This window comes from Streptococcus cristatus ATCC 51100 (assembly GCF_000222765.1).
GTDB classification, from domain to species: domain Bacteria; phylum Bacillota; class Bacilli; order Lactobacillales; family Streptococcaceae; genus Streptococcus; species Streptococcus cristatus.
Genome location: NZ_AFUE01000005.1, coordinates 209,737 through 230,803, shown reverse-complemented (window position 1 = coordinate 230,803; position 21,067 = coordinate 209,737). Strand labels below are relative to the sequence as shown.

Below are 21,067 nucleotides of genomic sequence, written 5' to 3'. Positions count from 1 at the left end.
TGTAAACGAGGAAACTAAAATGGATGTAAAAGCAGAAGTAATTGAAATTATTGACGAATTATTTATGGAAGATGTTTCGGACATGATGGACGAGGATTTGTTTGATGCTGGCGTTTTGGACAGTATGGGAACGGTGGAGCTGATTGTTGAGTTGGAAAACCGTTTTGACATCCGCGTGCCAGTATCAGAATTTGGCCGCGATGACTGGAATACAGCCAATAAAATCGTTGAAGGTGTAACGGAGCTTCGTAATGCTTAAACGACTCTGGCTGATTCTGGGGCCGGTCTTCTGCGCCTTGGTCATGGTCGCCCTGCTCTTTTTCTTCTATCCGCTTGAGAAAAAGCACGATGTGGAAGCAGAGAAGCGGGCAGCTGTGACCCTTACAGCAGAAACGTTCAAAAGCCGTAGCAAAAAAATGACGGCCCTGACAGATCAAGATACCCGTTTTGTGCCCTACTTTGGCTCCAGCGAATGGCTGCGCTTTGACAGCATGCACCCAGCTGTTTTGGCCGAGAAGTATGACCGCAATTACCGACCTTATTTTCTAGGGCAGCGGGGGGCGGCTTCGCTCAACCAATATTTTGGGATGCAGCAGATGACCTCTGAGCTGGAAAATAAGACGGCTGTCTATGTCGTTTCTCCGCAATGGTTTACTAAAAAAGGCTATGATGCAGCAGCTTTTCAGCAGTATTTCAATAGCGACCAGCTAGCTGGTTTTCTTAGCTGGCAGGACGGTGGAGTAGGCGCTCAGTATGCAGCCCAGCGACTTTTGCAGCTATATCCCAACATTGCTATGGGGGATATTGTCAGGAAAGTAGCCGATGGAAGCCAACTGACTTCTTTTGAGCAGCAGTATATCAGTACTATGAGCCGTATTTATCAGCGGGAGGATGCATTTTTCAGTACATTTGCTGCTGGTAATAATGGCAACTATGACACGAAGGTTTTGCCTCAGCTTTCTCGTCTTCCAGATGAATTCTCCTATGAAGAATTGGAAAAACTGGCTACGGCAGATGCTGTCAAGCAGACCAATAACAATGATTTAGGTATCGATAACGACTTTTATAAGAAGCGTTTAGCTAGAAAAATCAAGAAGTTCAAAGGCTTCCAATCCAAGCAGTCTTACGAAAAGTCTCCCGAGTACAATGACTTGCAGCTGGTTTTGGAGCAATTTGCCAAATCCCATACGAATGTTATCTTTGTCATTCCACCGGTCAATGCCAAATGGATGGCCTATACTGGATTGAGTGAAGAGATGTACCAGCGGACAGTTGAGAAGATTAAGTTCCAGCTGGAGAGTCAAGGCTTTACGAATATTGCTGACTTTTCTAAGGACGGCGATAAGCCTTACTTTATGCAGGACACGATCCACATGGGCTGGAATGGCTGGCTGGCCTTCGACAAGGCTGTCGATCCTTTTGTGTCTAACCCTCAACCTGCTCCGAATTATCAGATCAATGAAAAATTCTTCAGTAAGGAGTGGGCTAATTACACGGGTAACTACGAGGAATTTGTCAAATAAGGTAATAGGCTGGAAGGAGGCGACATGATTCGCTTGGCGGAAATGCAAGATATACCAGCAATTTTAGCAATTTTTGAGCAGGCTAGGGAGTTTATGCGGACTATGAGAAATCTCAGTCAGTGGCCAGCTTCCTATCCGAATCGTCAGCTGGTAGAGGAAGATATTCGGGTAGGTCACTGCTATGTCTTTGAAGAGGCTGGGCAAGTTGTTGGAACCTTTGCGTTCATCATCGGACCAGATCCAACCTACCAAGAGATTGAAGGTGCTTGGCATTTTTCAGAGCCTTACGGTACAATCCATCGTATCGCTTCAAATGGACAAGTAAAGGGTCTGGCTCATCAATGTTTTGACTTTTGCTTGCAGCAGATTCCTTATCTCCGCATCGATACGCATGAAGATAACCATCCGATGCAGTCAGCCATTCGCCGCTACGGTTTTAGCCAGTGTGGCACGATTTATTTGCCAGATGGCAGTCCTCGCCTTGCCTACGATTATCATCAATAAAAAAATCTGCTCAAGGGCAGATTTTTTGCATTATAGTAAAACATACTTTTCAATAGCTTTTGCGACACCGTTCTGGTTGTTGCTTTTAGTGATGGCTGTTGCCTCGAGTTTAACTGCTTCAGGGGCATTGCCCATGGCAACTCCCAGACCAGCCAGTCGCAGCATCGGAAGGTCATTGAAGTTATCTCCAATTGTCATGACCTGTTCCAGCGGAATCTGGTAGTGTTTGGCCACTTCCAGAAGGGCTTGCTCTTTTGACACTTCTTTATGTGTGACTTCCAAATAGTTGTCCTTGGACAGGTAGAAGGCTGTATTTGGAAAATCCATCGTTTGCAAGTAGGCATGGAGCTGCTGGATAACAGCTGCATCATCAATTAACAGCAACTTATGGGCTGGAATGAGCACATCTAGAACAGGCAGCAGAACATTTTGAATAAAAGGCTGCTCACCTGTAATCTCAGCTTCAATCTGCACCCACCTATCCAAACGGTCAGCAATCCAATCTTTGCCAGAGTAGAGATTGATGGAAACACTAGGAAACTTAGTTTTGACCAATTCCAGAAAAGTGCGAATTTCTTTTTTATCCAATGGATGCTCAATAATGGTCTCGTAAGCTTGCGGGTCACCCTTGATGACTAGAGCACCGTTGTAGCAGGCTAGAGGATTATCTCCCAGTCCCAGCTTACGCGCAATTGGCTCCATGCCAAGAGGAGAGCGAGCAGAGGCTAGGACAAAGGGGATATTTTCTTTTTTCAGCAAGGGAATCTGCTCCCTCAGTTGCGGATCTACTTGGTGTTGGTCATTAAGGATTGTGCCGTCAATGTCGCTGATAATTAAGCGAATATCTTGCTTTGTCATGGTTCTTCCTCCATAAGCTATAAAATGAAATCTTGTCGAGCTAGTAAATAACGGTGACTTTCCCAGCCAGAAGAGCCTCTAGCTCAGAGCTAGGTCTTTGATCGGTAACCCAGTAGTCAAAATCGCTGATATTTCCTAAAATATAGGTTGCTTCTTTATTAACTTTGGACTGCTCGGCCAGCAGAATCTTTGTCTTAGCCTGCTTGAGAGCTAGCTTCTTTAGATAGGCATCTTCCTGATCTTCAAAGCTGATTTGGCCATTTTTCAGCCCTGCAGATCCGATAAAAGCTAGATCAAAAGAAATATCTCTGAGCAGCTCGGCTTCATTGAGGGCGTAGTAAAAACGATTTCTCGGATAGAACTTTCCACCTAAAAGATGGAAAGCAACCTGCTCCTGGTCGCTCAGCATGATGGCATTATCCAAAGAATGAGAAAAAATCGTCATCGGTTGCTGAACTTGCTGAGCCAGCTTGAGAACCACCGTTGATACATCAAAGAAATTGACCTGATTGGGTTTGAGAAAGTTCAGAGCCTTGTGAGCAATGGCCTTTTTTTCTTGGTTTAGTTGGCCGACACGGTCGTTGAAAGAAGGAATTTGCCGACTATTTTCCAAAGGAATAATCCCGCCATGGGTGCGCTGGACTAGTTTTCGCTCGCTCAAAATTGAAAAATCACGGCGAATAGTGTCCTTAGAAACTTGAAAATAATCCACCATATCCTTGGCCGCCAGCTGCCCTTTGTCCTCTAAAAGTTCCAGCATTTTTGAAAGCCGCTGCTCTTGATACATCTTTCTCATCCTTTCTGCTTCTTTATAAGTTCATTATAATCTATTGTTTAAGTATATGCAAGTGTTTATAATGGAATGTAAGTTATTTTGTCGAATATAAAAAAGTCGTTTAAAAGTTATGTTATAATCAAAAAAATCAAGCAGGTAAGATGAGGAAAGATGATTTTAAGTGAATTTCGGAAATTACAAGAAACTTGGCAGTAAAAAAACTCCTGATGAAGAATCAGAAGTTTTATAGAATCTTATCAAATTTTTCTATGTAAAAGAGGCTCATAGTCATGATGACGGTCAGTCCGAGGAGGATGAGGATGGCTGGTGTCCAAGAATGGAATAAATCAAAACTGTAGCCAAAGAGGCTCGGGCCGAAGGCAGCTAGGATGTATCCTCCAGTTTGAGCCAGTCCAGATAGTTGAGCCGTTTGCGCAGGTGTAGAGGTCTTGAGGGAGAAGGTCACCATGAGATAGGGGAAGAGGGCGCTGACAGACATACCAATGAGCAGATTAAGAATCAGCCAATAAGCAAAGGAATCTGTCCGAATCAAGAGCATGGTAATGCCGATCAGACCTGCCGCAGAAACCAGGCTAATCATGACCAGACGTTGACGAGCTTTCAAGCGCGCTGTCAAGCTAGGAATTGTCATTGAAAAGGGCAGGCTAATCAGAGAAAAGATGGCTGCTAGTAAGCCTGTCGTATCAGTAGAAAGACCAGCTTGTTGTCCTAAAGTTGGCAACCAAGTCATGCTGGTATAAAAGAGTAGTGACTGTAAGCCGCCAAATAAAATCAAGGCCCAGACTCTTGAATTTTTTAGAAGAGCTCCTTGCTCTTGCTTTCCTTGCTGTTTAGCCGCCAAGCGATGGCTATATTTGACATTGGGCAGCCAAACCAGGAGAATCACAAAGCAAATCAAGGTCGACACCCAAATGAGACCTCGCCAAGAGCTCATTTGAACGATGGGAACAGCCAGAGCAGACAGAATCGTGATTGACAGCCCCATCGATGTGATATAAAGGGTTGTCAAAAATCCAATTCGATGTGGCTGATTGGCCTGAATCAAGCTCGGAAGAAGGACATTTAAGACAGCAATAGCCGCTCCTAAAATAATAGTTCCTGTATAAAGTAAGGGGAGATTAAACACGCGAATCAGCGAGCCTAGAGTTAGCACGAGTAACACAAGAGCAAACAGTTTTTCTAAGCTCATCTTTTGTGCTAAGCGCGGAGCAAAGACCGAGCAGAGGGCAAACATAATCAAAGGCAGGCTAGTCAAGAGGCCCAGGGAGCTAACTGGAACCTGTAGCCCCTCCGCAATGTCTGTCAGAACGATAGGCAAAACAGTAAAAGGAGCCCGCAGTGCTATCCCGATCATCACTATACCTGGAATTAAAAATGGTGAGTGTTCTTTTTTCATAAATAGTCAATCTCCTTTCGTACGTCAAGGAACGATTATACCATATCTTTTTAGAAAATGATAGGCGAATTGCGGCTTAGTCCATCAAGTCCAGAAAATAGTGAGAAATCGTGTCTTCATCAACCTGATTTCGTTGCTGCAGCCACCAGCTGACTGTCTCCACAAAAGTTGACGTCACATAATTTTTTAAAAAGTTGTCTGGCAGATGACTTTTTTTCTGCAATAATGTCTGCTCAATCATGGGAAAGAGATAGCGCTCAAGCTCGATTTTCAGACGGTTGATGAAATAAGTATTTTTAGCTAGGAGGAGGGTGGCTATCCGATCCTGATTTTTCCGAAAGTGATGGAAAATATGGGCTGTCGCTTCAAACAAATCGCGTCCTTCAGATCGCTCGATAAAGGTATGCTGAAAGAGATCTTGGCAGAGTTCTTCCAGCAGGGTTTCTTTGGTCTCAAAGTGGCTATAGAAGGTAGAGCGGCCCACATCTGCTAGATCAATGATTTCCTGAACAGTGATGCTTTCGTAGCTTTTCTGATTGAGCAGGCTGATAAAGGCTTGGTAAATAGCTGTGCGTGATTTTTTTACTCGTCTATCCATGGAAATTCCGTACAAAAAGAGCTTTTTGTCTGCTAAGAGACAAAGGGCATGAACTGGCTCTTGTTTCCTTTCTGATAATAGTGGATAATATAATTGAACAGAGTGTTCGGTATTGATTAGATTATACCATAAATCGTATTCTTTTAGGAAAATAAATAAGGAGGTTCACATGAAATCCAGTAGAAATATGACAATCGCTTTTCTCTTGAACTTTTCTTTTGCTATTATTGAGTTTATCTTTGGCCTTCTCTTTCATTCCAGTGCTGTCTTAGCAGATGCAATTCACGACACAGGAGATGCTTTGGCTATTGGCCTATCGACTTTTTTTGAGAAGATTTCCACTAGAAAAGAAGACCGCAACTATACCCTAGGATATAAACGCTACAGCCTGCTGGGTGCCCTCTTGACCTCGGTGATTTTGCTGGTCGGTTCGACCTTGGTTATCGTAGAAAATGTCCCTAAATTATTGGCTCCTGAGAAGGTAAATTATGATGGCATGTTGGTTTTGGGAATTGTCGCTATTGCCGTTAATACAGCAGCTAGCAGAGTAGTCAGCCACGGCCACAGTCACAATGAATCCATTCTTAGCCTGCATTTTCTTGAGGATATTTTGGGTTGGCTAGCGGTTATCCTAGTATCCCTTATTTTGCGCTTCACCGATTGGTATTTCCTGGATCCGCTGCTTTCTCTCGTCATCGCAGGCTTTATTCTCAGCAAGGCTATGCCAAAATTTTGGGAGAATATCCGGATTTTCCTAGACCATGTGCCCAGCGATGTAGATCTCAGTCAGCTTTATCAGGAAATAGCAGTGCTGGAAAACGTGCGAGCCATTACCCAGCTCAATGTCTGGACAACGGATGGTTTGGAAAAATATGCCATGCTTCATATCTGTTTGGAAAATCCCAATTTGCTGGCTGAAACGCAGATTGTCCTACGCCAAAAGCTTTTGGCTTATGGCATTGCCAAAGTGACCATTCAGACCGATGAAAGCTTGCAGGAACACCAAGAATATTGTATTGGTAAAGAATAAGCCAGCTCCCCAGAGAAATTCTGGGGTTTCTGTTTTTGAAAATAAAAAATTCCCAAACAGCACATAAATGCTTGCCTTTTATTCTTGTGTGTGATATATTTATAACATAAAGGTGTTAAATATTTCTAACATACGAAAGGAGTCTATCATGAAAAACAGTCAAAAAATGGGTGGCCTCATTTTGCTGGTCGCCACCGCTCTCTTTATTGATTTCGCTGTTTTCCTTGCTCCCAGCAATCTCAGCTGGACAGCCAAGTGGATGATTGTCGGTTTAGTAAGTTCAGGTCAGCTCGTGAGTATCTGGTCTTGGTTTCACATGAAACCATGGCCTAAGAAGATGAAAGAAGTTCAAGAAAGGCAGGTCTATGATCTGACCATGAAATTTTACAATCTATTGACGCTTTCAGCAACCTCTATCTATACTGTCGGAATCTGGTTGTGGACTCCAAGCACCAATCCGCCCTTTATAAAGTACATTGCCTTGGGAGGGCTCCTCGCTATCCAGTTTCTCTTTCTTCTGTTTTTTGCTTTGAAAAAGGTTAAGGAGAGAGCAGACGAGCGTTTTTATGCCAATCTAGCAAAAGCAGCGACTTTGATGTTTGCTATCTGTATAGCAACTTTACTGGTGCTTGCAGGGCTTAGTGCTAATGTAGGATCTATCACAGTCAATGCCGGAATATTTTTCGTCATGATTGGTGTCTTGGTGTTACTCTTTGGATTTGTCTTCTTTTTATTTGAAAAGAGAGGTTAAAAATGGCCAAGGAAAGCAATATTATCACCAATCTCAAATCTGTCCGCGAATCTAGGGGCATGACCCAGCAGGAGTTAGCGGACCACATTGGAATGCGGCGCGAAACGATCTTGCACTTGGAAAATAATCGCTACAATCCCTCGCTAGAGATGGCTTTAAAAATCGCTCAGGTTTTTGATTTGCGGGTGGAAGAACTCTTTCAATTAAAGGACACAGGGGGACAATCATGAAGATGGTTTTTGACTATCAAAGGGAAGGTGAAAAAGGAAAGATTCGTCACTTTGTCCTGCTATCTACGTCGCCCAGACGCAAGGAATTGCTGAGTTTTTTGAATCCAGAGATTCAGGCTGTAGAAGTGGACGAGCGAGCTATCGAAGAGCATTGCATGGCAACCATCGATGAACAGGATTTTCTGACCAAGGCAGCCAAGATTTGTTGTGAGATTTCCAAGGCCAAGTCCGATTTGGACTTGGAAGCTGAAACCCTTTATATTTCAGCTGATACCATCGTCGTAGTGGATGGTCAGATTTACAATAAACCACAGGATTTAGCTGATGCCAGTCGGATGTTCCGCTCTTACTTTGGCAAGAGCCACCATGTAGTGACCTCGGTCTGCTTACGTATGCAGGGTTTTTTAGAAGTTTTTTACACCGTGGCTCAGGTGGACTTTGTAGACTATTACCCAGAATTAGAGCCTGTCATCGAGGCCTATCTGCATGAGAAGCGTCCGCTGGATAAGGCGGGTGCTTACGGCTTTCAGGAGCTGGATCCTCGCTTTATCCGCTCAATTACAGGTGATATGCATACCATCATCGGCCTGCCTGTCGCTGAGACCAGCTATCGAATTTTTAGAGATAGCAAAGGAAAAGAGTAAGGCTTTGATTTCTATTCTAAAACATCAAAAATCTCCCCAAAAGTGATTATTCACTTTCTCGGGGAGATTTTTTCTATGTTTTGAACTTGGGACTGGATCCTAGATGTTTACATCGCTCCAGCTAAATGGTGTGTAGCCAAGCAACTCAATCCCGTCAATCTCAACGGATTTAATGATTTCTTGAACGTTGTCTTGAATGTTCTTAGCTAATTGCGGATGGTCAGAAACTTCAGAGCAAGTCTCAATGACCAACAGAGGCTTGTGGTAGCGCTCATATAGCTCAGACATGGCAATCCGAAGAAGGACGGGTTGTGCAAGGCAAGTTTCTACATTTTTGCGGACATATTTGTTGGTAAACAAATCCTGGATATTTTCCGCTGCATAATGTGAGAAGGCAACAAAATCCACGATGCCTTCTCTTAAGGCGAAGACATCCTCTTCTGTAATGCCCAGATCCAGCTGATTTCGCTCAATGTAGCGAAGAAAGTGGTTTGGATAGTGGCCCTTGGTCTGCACATCTGTAAAAATGTAGTTTTTACGTCTGTTCAACTCATGGCCCAAGGCATCGGTAGCTGAGTGATTTTCTTGGTGGGAATCACTATTGATGGTAATCAAGCTACCAAATTGGAAGGTTGGATTGATGGTTTGACCGAGCTTAACCACGTTTGCGGACGCGATTAGCTGATGGTGAGCAGCCAGCCAAATTTGTTGCTCTTGGTTTTCCGTGCTGTCAAAGTGTAGCCCAGCGCCTAAGAATGGCAAATAAGACAGAGCGCTCATTTCTTTAAAGGTAATCCAGTAAGTGACTTTTTCTTTAAAGTGGGTCAAAACGGCTTCGCAATATTTTTCGTACATGGCAATCATTTGCCGACTTTTCCATGCGCCGTATTTTTCATACAAATGAAGCGGGAAATCGAAATGAGACAAGCTTACAATTGGTTCGATGTCATTTTCTAGCAGTGCATCAATAATTGACTCATAGAAAGCAAGGACCTTAGCATCGGGTCTCCGCTCTTCTCCAGTTGGGAAGAGGCGAGTCCATGAAAAGGACAGCTGGTAGGTATTGAAGCCCATTGTTTTAATTTTTTCAATGTCTGCCAGATAATCCTGTTTGCTGGAGCCTTGTTTGAACAAATCGTAGGCTCCTAGGGGGATTGTTCGATAGTCAACTGTTCCGTCCATGACAGAGAGACGATAGTCTTCACCATACCGGGGCAGGATGTCGGTGATTCCTAGACTTTTACCATTACTTGATAGAATATTTCTAATCATATTAGTTCCTTTCAGTATTCATTCGCTGCTTGTTCTGAGCTTATTTTTTCTGTCTCTTAGTAATCATGGCCAAGGTTGATAGATTCTGTGTGACAGTAGTAAACTCAGAAGCCATGCTTTGCGATTGATATACGGCAGCAGACAGACTGATCGAATGGGCTCTCTCTGCACTGATTGATTGTTCAATAATCATTCTTTGTGATTGCGACTCAGCGATAGATAGACTGATTGAACGCTCTCTTTCCACGCTCATTGATTGCTCAATAGCGATACTTTGTGATTGTGATTCAGCCACAGACAGGCTACGTGACTGTTCTTGCTCTAGACTGATAGACTGCTCAATAATCTTACTTTGGGCTTCAGATTGGGCAAGGTAAATGCTGAATGAATGATCCTGTTCGACGCTGATTGATTGTTCAACAGCTCTGCTGAGGATTTTAGATTCTGCAGTAGATAAACTAAATGATTGTTCTTGCTCCAAGCTGGTAGACTGCTCAATAGTATCTCTTTTCGCTCTAGATTCCGCAGCTGCCAAACTGTATGAATATTCCTGTTCCAGATTGCGAGATTGTTCCACCGCCGCATGTTGTGATTGTGATTCCGCGATAGACAGGCTAAGGGATTGTTCTTGTTCCAAGCTGATAGACTGCTCTACGGCCACGCTTTTCGCTTGTGATTCCGCCATAGACAGGTTAGTAGATACTTCATTTTCTAGGCTGATAGACTGTTCAATAGCGGTGCTTTGAATTTCATTTTCAGTAATAGATAGACTTAGCGATGCCTCGTTTTCAGCACTGATAGACTGTTCAATTGCTCGACTTAAGGCTTCGGATTCCGCTACAGATAGGCTGATAGACGCTTCATTTTCTGCGCTAATGGATTGTTCAATTGCTTTGCTTAGCGCCTCAGATTCTACGATAGATAAGCTCGTAGACACTTCGTTTTCCGTGATAATAGACTGTTCAATAGCTCTATCTAAGACTTGGGATTCCTCTACAGACAAGCTGTTAGACGCTTCCAATTCTGCACTGATTGATTCTTGGACTGCAATGCTTTGAGACACCGATTCCGCTATCGACAAGCTGTTAGATGCTTCGAATTCTGCACTGATCGATTCTTGGATGGCAACGCTTTGAGAAATAGACTCCGCCACAGACAAGCTGATAGACGCTTCAATTTCTGCGCTGATAGATTCTTGGATGGCAATGCTTTGCGAAACAGACTCTGCTACAGATAGGCTAGTAGATGCTTCCGTTTCTGCGCTGATCGATTCTTGGATAGCAATGCTTTGCGAAATAGACTCAGCTACAGATAAGCTGTTAGACGCTTCGATTTCAGCTCTGATCGATTCTTGGATGGCAACGCTCTGAGAAATAGACTCTGCCACGGACAAGCTCTTAGACGCTTCGATTTCAGCGCTGATTGATTTTTGGATGGCAATGCTTTGCGCCACAGACTCCGCCACGGACAAGCTGGTAGATGCTTCGAATTCCGCGCTGATTGATTCTTGGATAGCAATACTTTGCGAAACAGACTCTGCTACAGATAAGCTGGTAGACGCTTCGATTTCTGCGCTGATTGATTTTTGGATGGCAATGCTTTGCGCCACAGACTCAGCAGCAGATAAGCTCAGCGATGCTTCGTTGTCCGCACTGAGAGACTCTTCAGCGGCCATGCTTTGAGATACTGACTCAAAAATTGATAAGCTCAGTGACGCTCTATTTTCTTCAAGGATTGATTGCTCGAAGGCATAACTTTGCGCAATTGACAAGCTAGCAGAAGTATCCGTTTCTTTGCTGTCAGATTGCCCAACTTCCAAACTGTGTGTCTGTGATTCGGTTACTTCCAAACTACGAGATGCCTTTTTACTTTCTATACTTAATGATAGAGATATTGAATCAGCAGTGCTCTTCAAGCCCCTCTTTTTCATAGAATCTGAAGAAATACTTGTCTCAGCAGATTCTGTAGTGCTAGCTGCCTGGCTTTTCGCTGCCATTTTTTCTTGCTCCAGACTAGCTTCACTTTCTACAGCTGGAGATTCGTCTACTTCTTCTCCACCGATATTCATAACATCCAAGCGGTCGTAGTATTGGATCGACTCCAAAGCTTTCTCAATGAGGAAATTTTCTCTATCTTCTGGGTTCACATTGACTTGTGGGTTACTTCCTTCGTTGTTATTGACCGCAGAAGTGGATGATTCGTCCTCTTCTCCTTTTATAAGACGCTTAAAGCCACCTAAAAAATTACGAAACATACCTTTGTTCTCATCATTATTTGGCATGGACATACTCTCCCTAATTTTAGTAATAATACTATTATAAAGGCTAGTAGAGCATCTGTCAAAATTTATTGCATTAAAATGAAGATTTTCAAAAGTAAGGGTTTTCTTGGAACTTTATAAGAGTTTTTCTCCGAATTTTATCCATATTTACTCTCTTTTTTGAAGGAGTTGAAGTCGATAGAAATAATATCTTCGAAATAATGATATAATATGAGAAGTTATTATCAGAACCGTTATAATTGATAGAGGTATTAAATTGGAAAATTGTGTTTATATTGTTTCTGGTCCTCCAGGCGTTGGAAAAAGCACGGTCAGCAAAGAATTAGCCTACTCTTTTGACAAAAGTGCGGTGATAGAAGGCGACATGATCTACTTGATGATTAAAAGTGGCCTAGTAGCTCCTTGGGAAGATGGTGGCTACTACATGGATTTATTCTGGGATAATGTCATCAGTCTGACCGATAATTTCATAGCCCGAGGCATTACAGTCATCATAGAATACGTCATATTTGAGGAACAACTGAAGAAAATTGCAGAGTTCTTAAAGACAAGACAGATAAACTTAAAATACTGTGTATTGCTGGCAGAAGAAGAAACGCTTAGAGACCGAGATTCTTCTAGAGAAGAAATTGAAAGAACGGGCGATTTATCTATCCAGTCAAGAAATGAGTTTTTAACTAAAAATATTGAGAAAAATCATTTGCTGTATACAGATGATTTGGACGTCAAAGAAACTGTAAATCTCATAAAAACGGAAGATAGATTTTTAGTTTAAGAGGGGTAATATAACATTCAGTTGCTTCGCTAAAAACAAAAGAAAAAAGCCTTTGAAACGTTGATTTCATGGGTTTTTAATCTTTTAATTATTAAAGTGGGGTTTACTAAATGTCCAATTTTTGTTATTAAATCGGTTATACAAATAATTGTTCTGAGATAGAGTAAATGGTTTATTTGAAATGACGAAGTAATTTGCGGTATTAATAGTTGCTTCATTTAAGTATTTGATATGATCTGGAGTTAACTTGATAAACATGGTTTTAGCTTCATCAATTGAATTATCAATAAATTCAATACATAAACATGGACATATTGGTAAAATAATCCTTTTCCATCCATCAGTACCAATTAATGGGTTATCACTGGTTAATAGATTATCTTCACTAATTGTAATATGAAAATTCATTGTTTCAGGCTTTTCAAAGTTTTTTAAGTAACTTTCTAGAACTCCATCTTGTTTAAATAACTTGTTAAATTTTTTTATCTTTTCTTGATTATCTTTTATCTCAGTTAACTCTATAGGTAAAGTTCTAGGTTTGTGTGAGAAAATATTTTCATACATTGTAATAAAGTTGATTCGACCAGCATCAGTTCTTAAGTATTGTAACCACATGTATAGATATAAGAACTCCTGTTGTTCTCTAGTAACTGTAAAATCTTCATCAGAAAAATGATTTAAAATATCATTTACGATTGCTCCCATTTTTGCTTCATAATGGCCAAGCTTATTTTCTAAAATATTATCAATAGTGTCGTCACTTTCATATGAATAGTCTGAAAAACAGAGACGTTCATAATTCACTTTAGATAATTTATTGGCTTGCCGAATATAGACATTCACTTCGTCATATTCATCAGCAAAATACTTTAATAGACATCTTGGGTAGTAATGTTGTTTCTTTGTCATCACTTTATTTGTCATTAACCTCACACCTCTTTAAAAACAAGTTATACTACGATAATTATATCAAAAAACACCTGTACTTAGTGTGAACAAATCTTAATCAGTTAAAATCCAGTTTATTTCATCGAAAACAAAAGAAAAAAGCCTGTGAAACGTTGATTTCATAGGCATTCTGTATGTTGTCTTATTTCACTTCTGTAAACACAACGTGCTTGCGAAGTTTTGGTGAGTATTTCTTCAATTGAAGACGGTCTGGAGTGTTACGTTTGTTTTTAGAAGTAAGGTACAAGCGTTCACCAGATTCTTTGTGTTCAAGTGTAATATTTACGCGCATGGTATCTCCCTTCTATTATTCAGCTGCAGCAGCTTTAGCGATTTTACGTCCTTTGTAGTATCCTTTAAGTGATACACGGTGAGAACGTGAGTAATCTCCAGTAGTTTCGTCAAAGTTTACAGATGGAGCTGTTACTTTGTAGTGTGTACGACGTTTGTTTTTCTTCGCTTTTGAAGTGCGACGTGCAGGTACTGCCATTGTTTGTTTCTCCTTTTAGAATGTAATTCGATGCAATCTCATGATTTTCATCAACTTTAACAGTATAACAAAACTTTTTTGTAAAGTAAAGTTACTTGACAGAAATTTTTGATTTTCTTTTGGACAATAGTAAGGCTTTTTAGCAGTTGCACCTATTTTCAGAATATTATTCCAATATTCTGAAAATTTAAAAATTTTCTTCTATCCAATAGAGCATAAGTGTGGTATAATAAAGCACAAAGATGACTACAACGAAAGGGAAAGACATGATAGATAAATTAGATACACGCCACAGAAGTAAGATTTATGATAGTATGGTCAAATCTCCTAACCGCGCCATGCTTCGCGCGACAGGGATGACGGACAAGGACTTTGAAACTCCAATTGTCGGAGTGATTTCGACTTGGGCAGAAAATACGCCTTGTAATATTCACCTACATGATTTTGGTAAACTAGCCAAGGAAGGAGTAAAAGAACAAGGTGCTTGGCCTGTTCAGTTCGGTACGATTACTGTAGCAGACGGGATTGCCATGGGAACACCGGGCATGCGCTTCTCTCTGACTTCACGCGACATCATCGCAGACTCTATCGAAGCTGCCATGGGCGGACATAATGTGGATGCCTTCGTCGCTATCGGAGGCTGTGATAAGAATATGCCTGGCTCTATGATTGCCATTGCGAACATGGATATTCCAGCCATTTTTGCTTATGGTGGAACTATTGCACCCGGGAATCTTGATGGAAAAGACATTGACTTGGTTTCCGTTTTTGAAGGTATCGGGAAGTGGAACCATGGCGATTTGACTGCTGAGGAAGTGCGCCGCATCGAGTGTAATGCCTGCCCTGGCCCTGGTGGCTGTGGCGGTATGTACACGGCTAATACTATGGCGACAGCTATTGAAGTTCTAGGGATGAGCTTGCCAGGTTCTTCTTCTCACCCAGCAGAATCTCAAGATAAGAAGGATGATATCGTGGAAGCTGGCCGAGCAGTTGTCCGGATGCTGGAAATGGGGCTCAAGCCATCTGACATTCTGACTCGCGAAGCCTTTGAAGATGCCATCACAGTGACCATGGCTTTGGGCGGCTCTACCAATGCTACTCTGCACTTGTTGGCCATTGCCCATGCGGCCAATGTGGAGCTGACCTTGGATGATTTTAATGTCATTCAAGAGCGCGTGCCGCATTTGGCGGATTTGAAACCATCCGGCCAGTATGTCTTCCAAGACCTATACAATGTCGGTGGTGTGCCTGCCGTTATGAAATATCTTTTGGCGAACGGCTTCTTGCACGGTGATCGAATCACTTGTACAGGTAAGACGGTGGCGGAAAACTTGGCTGACTTTGCTGACTTGACACCAGGTCAGAAGGTCATCATGCCGCTTGAAAATCCAAAACGTGCGGACGGTCCATTGATTATCTTGCATGGAAATCTGGCACCAGATGGCGCGGTTGCCAAGGTATCAGGTGTTAAAGTTCGTCGTCACGTCGGGCCTGCTAAGGTCTTTGACTCAGAAGAAGCTGCCATTGATGCAGTGCTGGCCGATGAAGTAGTCGATGGCGATGTAGTCGTGGTTCGATACGTTGGTCCAAAGGGTGGCCCTGGTATGCCAGAAATGCTATCACTTTCTTCTATCATCGTAGGGAAAGGCCAAGGAGATAAGGTAGCCCTCTTGACAGACGGTCGCTTCTCAGGTGGTACCTACGGTCTCGTTGTCGGACATATCGCTCCGGAAGCTCAGGATGGTGGCCCGATTGCCTATCTTCGTACAGGCGATATGGTCACGGTTGACCAAGATACCAAGGAAATTTCCATGGCAGTTTCTGAAGAAGAACTTGAAAAACGCAAAGCAGAAACAACCATTCCACCGCTTTATAGCCGCGGTGTACTTGGTAAATATGCTCACATGGTATCCTCTGCCGCTAAAGGTGCTGTTACCGATTTCTGGAAACCAGAAGAAACAGGGAAGAAATAGCCTATATATGACAAAATAACCCGCTAGTTTTTCTAGCGGGTTTACTATTTTATTTAATGCAGATGAACAAGGCATCTTTTTATCTAGGACTAATGCCTAACGCAATTCGTCCAAAGCGACTGATGCGGGTGATTTTCCAAGCGGGCGACCAAGTGACTTCAACGGAGACAGTTTCGATGCCCTCGATTTGCTTCAGGGACTCGACAATTTCAATGGGAACGGTTTCAGTACAGTCGCAGGCTGTGTCTGTGAAGGTCATGACAATCTTGCAGTGGCCAGTCTCGTCAAGATTGATTTCATAGATGAGCCCGAGATTGTAGACATCAAGCTCGACCTCTGGATCGTAAATCGTTTCGAGTTTTTTAATTAATTCTTCTTGGATAGCTGCTGCTCGGTCATTGATTTTGATATCGTCTCTCATCTTCGGTCCTTCTTTCTCTATAGAATGGTGGTCTTATTTTCTCATAATTCTGACAATTTTTCAAGAAATTCTGGCGAATGAAAACGGATTTAGTCTCTTGGAGGGAATTTTTCTGCTCTAACTCCTCAAAACATCTGATTTATGGTAAAATAATAGATATTATATAGTTGCAGAGGATTAGAAAATGAAATTACAAAAACCTAAAGGAACTCAGGATATTCTCCCTCAGGAATCTGCTAAATGGCAGTATCTGGAGGAGTTTGCTCGTAAGACGTTTAAAAAATACAACTATGCGGAAATTCGGACACCGATTTTTGAGCACTATGAGGTCATCAGTCGTTCTGTTGGGGATACGACAGACATCGTGACCAAGGAAATGTATGATTTCTACGATAAAGGGGACCGTCATATTACGCTACGGCCAGAAGGAACTGCACCGGTCGTTCGTTCTTATGTCGAAAACAAGCTCTTCGCACCAGAAGTTCAAAAGCCAGTTAAGCTTTATTATATGGGCTCTATGTTCCGCTATGAGCGGCCTCAGGCTGGTCGCTTGCGCGAATTTCACCAAATCGGGGTGGAGTGCTTCGGCTCTGAAAATCCAGCGACAGATGCAGAAACGATTGCTATGGCGGCTCAATTCTTCAAGGAAATTGGAATTGGGCAGGTGACGCTGCAGCTGAATAGTTTGGGCAATGCAGCGAGTCGAGCTGCCTACCGTCAGGCCTTGATTGATTATTTGACTCCGCTGAAAGACAGTCTTTCTAAGGATAGTCAGCGTCGTTTGGAGGAAAATCCGCTGCGTGTGCTGGATTCGAAGGAAAAAGAAGATAAGGCAGCCGTTGCGCAGGCTCCTTCGATTTTGGACTTTCTGGACGAGGAGAGCCAGGAGCATTTTGCGGCTGTCCGCTCAATGCTAGAGTCTTTAGGGGTTCCTTATGTCATTAACACCAATATGGTGCGCGGACTGGACTACTACAATCACACGATTTTTGAGTTTACGACTGATGTGGCAGGCAGCGAACTAACTATCTGTGCGGGTGGCCGTTATGATGGCTTGGTTGACTACTTTGGTGGGCCAGAAACCCCTGCCTTTGGTTTTGGTATGGGAATGGAACGTCTCCTCTTGATTTTAGAAAAACAGGGAGCAGCTTTGCCATTTGAGACAGGCTTGGATGCCTATATTGCCGTTCTAGGTGAGGCTGCCAATCGCAGCGCTTTGGAATTGGTGCAAGCCCTTCGGAATCAAGGATTTGCGGCCGAGCGAGACTATTTGGACCGCAAGCTTAAGGCACAATTCAAGTCAGCAGATGCTTTCAGAGCCAAGACCATCATTACTTTAGGTGAAAGTGAGATCGAAAGCAACCAAGTCACTGTGAAGAATAATGAAACTCGTCAAGAAGTAGTGGTTGGACTGAATCAAGTTCAAGAAAACTATCAGGCTGTTCTCGAAAAATTAGGTTGTTAGAGAAAAATTTATTCTTTCTTAAAGGCTGAGCTCTTTAAGGAATCTCAAAATATTACAATTTTGTTACACGGCGAGCAAATAATGTAACAAATTGATAATATTTTGGTATAATGGATATACTCTTACATAAATAAAGGAGAAAAAATGAAAAAATTGATGAAATTTGGCGTATTGCCTGCTTGTATTCTTTTGTTGGGAGCATGTTCGGCCCTGCCAAAACCACAGAAAAAGAACGCTGAAAACGTGAAGACGGAGCAATCTTCGTCTTCTACATCAGAAAAAGAAACCAATGAAAAGCGGATTGAAAAAGATGCAGATATTATCTTGCGTGCAGTCTTTACAGATCACTCTTCAGGTTTCACGACCTTGATGGGAACGTCTGTTGACAAATGGAAGAAAGGTATTACTCAGTCTTACGTTGATGAAAATCTGTCTAAATATACGCCAGAAGAAAACTATACGCTTGACTTAAAGACAGAAAAATTCCCTCCATCAAAAATCTTAGAGCTATTTGACCAAGCACGTTTTAAAGTCTTGGCTACGATTGGCGATGATTTTGAAATTACTAAAGTTGAAGACGATGGAGAAACAGCAACGGTAACATTTAAGAGCCGTGCGATTGCAACACGTGATTTGGCCAATTTAATCAATATGACGAAAGCTAGTCTGTTTGAAAATGGGATTGAAGATGTAAAAGCCTTGGAAGACTCAACGGATCCAGATCTTGAGAAGCGTTTGGCTTTGGTAAATAACTTCCTCTTCTACTATGCTTTTGACCGTATGAATGAAGACTTTGGCTACATTGCGCCACGTGAGTTTACAATGGAGTTAACGAAGACAAAAGAGGGTCGCTATATTCTCAATGACGAAAACTTTATTGAATTGCGTAAATCAATGTTTGTAAATGAGTATTCAGCAAATGGTGCGGAAACCCGTAAAGGAAACAAATCAACCGATTCTGGCTCTAAATCTGACTCAAGCTCCTCTTCATCTTCCGATAAATCAAAGATCTAATAGTTTGAAATAAGATTTAGGATCTCATTTATATAGATAACAGGTCTGGGGCTTTTTGTCTCAGACTTTTATTTTTCAACTAGCTTGAATTGACGGAGGATATGAATGAAAACAATTTATTTAAGCAAAGAAGACATGTTGGAAATCTGTCAAGATGGTGATAAGTATTTCTTGCGTTATCCAACTTTTAATATTACCTGCCCAGAGGTGATTAGAGAAATCCCCAAAGAAGCCGCAGATAGTTATATGTCTGGAGAACATACTGGTAAAGAGTTGATGAATTATGCAGATTATGGTTTTTGGAAATCTAAAAAGCAATATACACAAGATGAGTCTGGTAAGCTCTTCATCGAAGATCATCCTTCCTTTATTTTGAAGAATCCTGAAAATAGCCGTCGTCTTTTCACAGCAGAGGAATTTAGACAAATTGTCACCCAAGCCATTGATTCAGAATTGGAACCAACGGAGCTTGACGCTATTGGTACAGTTGATAGTCATTTAGAGCTTCTTCTGGTAGATCCAGTTGGCTGGGAGGAAGAGATAGAAGCAGTCCATCTGGAAATTCTGCAGGAAAAACTGAACAACTATATTTATTTCCTTGAAAGCAAACAGTATGTGGAGCGATATGGAGACAATTTTGCTAGAAAAGTCATCCATATCACTTTCCAGTATTCTCCATCTGACAATGGCCTAGCCTTTTTAGCAGCTGTTCAGAAGGTATTGCAGAATACAGATATGAGTTTGAAGATAGAATTGCCGGATTGAGATATCAAAAGAGAAGATGTTTGTCTTCTCTTTTCTAGTATTCTTGAAATTTTACAATCTTTTCTGGACCTAATTTCTAATGTGATATAATGTAAAAAAGAATATTTCTAATCAATATTGTTAAAATCTGCAATATCCAATCTATTTGGATTTGGGTGGAGGTTGTTTTGGTTGTCCCTGATTTGAGGCAATTAACAAATGTTGCTTTTATTCAGTCTAGTGTTTAAAAAATAATATCAGGTATTTTAGCGATGATTGGGAAAGCTGTTGTCTCTGGTTGGAATAATATGGTTAATGGTATCAAAGGGTTATTTTCATGGTAAATGTATACAGAGTTAAAGGCCGAGTTTTTAATATCACATTGAATGATAAGGTGGTACAAAAAGGTTGGTATCTGATTGTGACAGATTTAGGTCAAGAATATCTTATGCAAAGAAATTATAGTCTATCTTCTAAGAGTTTTTTTAAAATTTATCAAACAGAATATCCATTGTGCAGCCATATTTCTGATCGAGGATTAAATAGCAATAAGCGATTGACTAATTTAGGAATAGCAATTGTGCTATCAGCATTTATCCGTTGGTTGACTCCATTTGAATTATGGTTAGGTCCGACAAATCATACAGCAAGTTTAGTTCAAGGTAGTATAAATGTATTGATCTTAGTCCTTGTTTTATTCATTTCATTTTTTTTGGTGTCCTGGTATAGGAAAATTAAACTTAAAAATTTTCTTAGAAAACAAAATGCGGATTTAAGATACATCGGAAAAGTTAGGTCATTGACTCCATTAAAAACAGTGAAAGAAGGGATTGGTTTTTGGTGATTATGAAAGTGGTTTTTATAAAAGTAGTTGCTTATGCATTTTTATTTCTTATTTTGTTCAGTTGAGACTGTTTTTGATTATACCAATTATACTTTATACCATTTTGTTTTATAATGGGATTATTATTAATGAAAACAATCAGATTGTAGAATTTGAAATAGAAGAGAAAACAAAGTGATTTTTATTCTTTGGTATATAGGACGAATCAACTTGTTATAGAAGGATTTGCTTTTGTCGTCTGTCTAGGGCTTTATTTTTGCGAAGTAGATTTTCTGTTTTTGTTCTTCTTTTGTATGATGACTTCCTTAATATTTACCTTAATAGAATTAAATCATTTAAAGCGCGGACAGGCTATTAAACAGCTAAAAGAAACATCCTAAAAGGTAAAGCAAAATGGAACTGATTATCTAGATCTGAATGGAATGGCAGTTCTAAGAAAGACTTAGAGAAAAGCTTGGTTTTAAACTAAAATGCCCTTTAAACGTAAAGAAATGATTTCGGTTTAAATTA

The 21,067-nt window shown here is 41.3% G+C and carries 23 protein-coding genes; 13 read left to right on the top strand and 10 right to left on the bottom strand.

Features of this window, described 5'->3' with window-relative positions; translation table 11 throughout:
- Positions 1-19 precede the first annotated feature (19 nt).
- The 3 genes from dltC to HMPREF9960_RS03090 are packed head-to-tail and all read left to right on the top strand — an operon-like array spanning position 20 to position 2,027.
- Entirely contained in the window at positions 20-259 is a 240-nt protein-coding gene (gene dltC, locus HMPREF9960_RS03100) for a D-alanine--poly(phosphoribitol) ligase subunit DltC (RefSeq protein ID WP_005591431.1), read from the top strand.
- Positions 252-1,523: a D-alanyl-lipoteichoic acid biosynthesis protein DltD gene (dltD, locus tag HMPREF9960_RS03095; protein ID WP_005591432.1), complete on the top strand. Its 1,272-nt coding sequence runs from the start codon at positions 252-254 to the stop codon at positions 1,521-1,523. The genes dltC and dltD overlap by 8 nt, the downstream gene beginning before the upstream one ends.
- Before the next feature lie 24 nt (positions 1,524-1,547).
- Complete coding sequence (locus HMPREF9960_RS03090) at positions 1,548-2,027, top strand: GNAT family N-acetyltransferase (protein ID WP_005591433.1); 480 nt, start codon at positions 1,548-1,550, stop codon at positions 2,025-2,027.
- 30 nt (positions 2,028-2,057) lie between these two features.
- Here HMPREF9960_RS03090 and HMPREF9960_RS03085 read toward each other — a convergent pair whose 3' ends face one another.
- From HMPREF9960_RS03085 to HMPREF9960_RS03070, 4 genes are all read right to left on the bottom strand, one after another.
- Positions 2,058-2,885: a Cof-type HAD-IIB family hydrolase gene (locus tag HMPREF9960_RS03085; protein ID WP_005591434.1), complete on the bottom strand. Its 828-nt coding sequence runs from the start codon at positions 2,883-2,885 to the stop codon at positions 2,058-2,060.
- 40 nt (positions 2,886-2,925) lie between these two features.
- A complete protein-coding gene (locus HMPREF9960_RS03080; protein WP_037586093.1) occupies positions 2,926-3,672 on the bottom strand; it encodes a DeoR/GlpR family DNA-binding transcription regulator in 747 nt (248 codons plus the stop codon).
- A 232-nt stretch (positions 3,673-3,904) separates the two neighbouring features.
- Positions 3,905-5,077 carry a CynX/NimT family MFS transporter gene (locus tag HMPREF9960_RS03075; RefSeq protein WP_005591436.1) on the bottom strand — a complete coding sequence of 391 codons (1,173 nt, stop codon included), beginning with the start codon at positions 5,075-5,077 and terminating at the stop codon, positions 3,905-3,907.
- Positions 5,078-5,153: 76 nt separating this feature from the next.
- Positions 5,154-5,675: a TetR/AcrR family transcriptional regulator gene (locus HMPREF9960_RS03070; protein WP_005591437.1), complete on the bottom strand. Its 522-nt coding sequence runs from the start codon at positions 5,673-5,675 to the stop codon at positions 5,154-5,156.
- Positions 5,676-5,844: 169 nt separating this feature from the next.
- Between HMPREF9960_RS03070 and HMPREF9960_RS03065 the strand changes: the two genes are divergently transcribed.
- From HMPREF9960_RS03065 to HMPREF9960_RS03050, 4 genes are all read left to right on the top strand, one after another.
- Positions 5,845-6,705 carry a cation diffusion facilitator family transporter gene (locus HMPREF9960_RS03065; protein WP_005591438.1) on the top strand — a complete coding sequence of 287 codons (861 nt, stop codon included), beginning with the start codon at positions 5,845-5,847 and terminating at the stop codon, positions 6,703-6,705.
- A 148-nt stretch (positions 6,706-6,853) separates the two neighbouring features.
- Positions 6,854-7,456 carry a DUF3796 domain-containing protein gene (locus HMPREF9960_RS03060; protein ID WP_005591439.1) on the top strand — a complete coding sequence of 201 codons (603 nt, stop codon included), beginning with the start codon at positions 6,854-6,856 and terminating at the stop codon, positions 7,454-7,456.
- A gap of 2 nt (positions 7,457-7,458) precedes the next feature.
- A complete protein-coding gene (locus HMPREF9960_RS03055; RefSeq protein WP_005591440.1) occupies positions 7,459-7,686 on the top strand; it encodes a helix-turn-helix transcriptional regulator in 228 nt (75 codons plus the stop codon).
- Positions 7,683-8,330 (top strand): Maf family protein, encoded by a 648-nt coding sequence (locus HMPREF9960_RS03050; protein WP_005591441.1) that lies wholly within the window; start codon positions 7,683-7,685, stop codon positions 8,328-8,330. The genes HMPREF9960_RS03055 and HMPREF9960_RS03050 overlap by 4 nt, the downstream gene beginning before the upstream one ends.
- Before the next feature lie 99 nt (positions 8,331-8,429).
- On the opposite strand, the gene HMPREF9960_RS03045 is transcribed toward HMPREF9960_RS03050, so the two are convergent.
- Positions 8,430-9,602, bottom strand: a complete 1,173-nt coding sequence (locus tag HMPREF9960_RS03045; protein ID WP_005591442.1) for a family 1 glycosylhydrolase — start codon at positions 9,600-9,602, stop codon at positions 8,430-8,432.
- A gap of 40 nt (positions 9,603-9,642) precedes the next feature.
- On the bottom strand, positions 9,643-11,856 hold the full coding sequence (locus HMPREF9960_RS03040; RefSeq protein ID WP_255209851.1) for a serine-rich family protein: 2,214 nt from the start codon (positions 11,854-11,856) through the stop codon (positions 9,643-9,645).
- A 283-nt stretch (positions 11,857-12,139) separates the two neighbouring features.
- Between HMPREF9960_RS03040 and HMPREF9960_RS03035 the strand changes: the two genes are divergently transcribed.
- Positions 12,140-12,658: an AAA family ATPase gene (locus HMPREF9960_RS03035; RefSeq protein WP_005591444.1), complete on the top strand. Its 519-nt coding sequence runs from the start codon at positions 12,140-12,142 to the stop codon at positions 12,656-12,658.
- A gap of 84 nt (positions 12,659-12,742) precedes the next feature.
- Here HMPREF9960_RS03035 and HMPREF9960_RS03030 read toward each other — a convergent pair whose 3' ends face one another.
- The 3 genes from HMPREF9960_RS03030 to rpmF form a co-directional block, all read right to left on the bottom strand.
- Positions 12,743-13,582 (bottom strand): DUF4238 domain-containing protein, encoded by an 840-nt coding sequence (locus HMPREF9960_RS03030; protein WP_005591445.1) that lies wholly within the window; start codon positions 13,580-13,582, stop codon positions 12,743-12,745.
- 166 nt (positions 13,583-13,748) lie between these two features.
- A complete protein-coding gene (gene rpmG, locus HMPREF9960_RS03025; RefSeq protein WP_001265622.1) occupies positions 13,749-13,898 on the bottom strand; it encodes a 50S ribosomal protein L33 in 150 nt (49 codons plus the stop codon).
- A 15-nt stretch (positions 13,899-13,913) separates the two neighbouring features.
- Positions 13,914-14,096 carry a 50S ribosomal protein L32 gene (rpmF, locus tag HMPREF9960_RS03020; protein WP_000290416.1) on the bottom strand — a complete coding sequence of 61 codons (183 nt, stop codon included), beginning with the start codon at positions 14,094-14,096 and terminating at the stop codon, positions 13,914-13,916.
- A gap of 269 nt (positions 14,097-14,365) precedes the next feature.
- Here rpmF and ilvD point away from each other — a divergent pair, with 269 nt between their 5' ends.
- The gene (gene ilvD, locus HMPREF9960_RS03015) at positions 14,366-16,069 is read left to right on the top strand and encodes a dihydroxy-acid dehydratase (protein ID WP_111705384.1); all 1,704 of its coding nucleotides are present in this window, start codon (positions 14,366-14,368) and stop codon (positions 16,067-16,069) included.
- A 79-nt stretch (positions 16,070-16,148) separates the two neighbouring features.
- Here ilvD and HMPREF9960_RS03010 read toward each other — a convergent pair whose 3' ends face one another.
- The gene (locus HMPREF9960_RS03010) at positions 16,149-16,490 is read right to left on the bottom strand and encodes a metal-sulfur cluster assembly factor (RefSeq protein WP_005591447.1); all 342 of its coding nucleotides are present in this window, start codon (positions 16,488-16,490) and stop codon (positions 16,149-16,151) included.
- Between the two features lie 184 nt (positions 16,491-16,674).
- Between HMPREF9960_RS03010 and hisS the strand changes: the two genes are divergently transcribed.
- The 4 genes from hisS (at position 16,675) to HMPREF9960_RS02990 (ending at position 20,557) form a co-directional block, all read left to right on the top strand.
- Complete coding sequence (gene hisS, locus HMPREF9960_RS03005; protein WP_005591448.1) at positions 16,675-17,955, top strand: histidine--tRNA ligase; 1,281 nt, start codon at positions 16,675-16,677, stop codon at positions 17,953-17,955.
- A gap of 144 nt (positions 17,956-18,099) precedes the next feature.
- The gene (locus tag HMPREF9960_RS03000; protein ID WP_005591449.1) at positions 18,100-18,969 is read left to right on the top strand and encodes a hypothetical protein; all 870 of its coding nucleotides are present in this window, start codon (positions 18,100-18,102) and stop codon (positions 18,967-18,969) included.
- A 105-nt stretch (positions 18,970-19,074) separates the two neighbouring features.
- Entirely contained in the window at positions 19,075-19,734 is a 660-nt protein-coding gene (locus HMPREF9960_RS02995) for a DUF6572 domain-containing protein (protein ID WP_005591450.1), read from the top strand.
- Positions 19,735-20,050: 316 nt separating this feature from the next.
- On the top strand, positions 20,051-20,557 hold the full coding sequence (locus HMPREF9960_RS02990) for a hypothetical protein (RefSeq protein WP_005591451.1): 507 nt from the start codon (positions 20,051-20,053) through the stop codon (positions 20,555-20,557).
- Positions 20,558-21,067 lie beyond the last annotated feature (510 nt).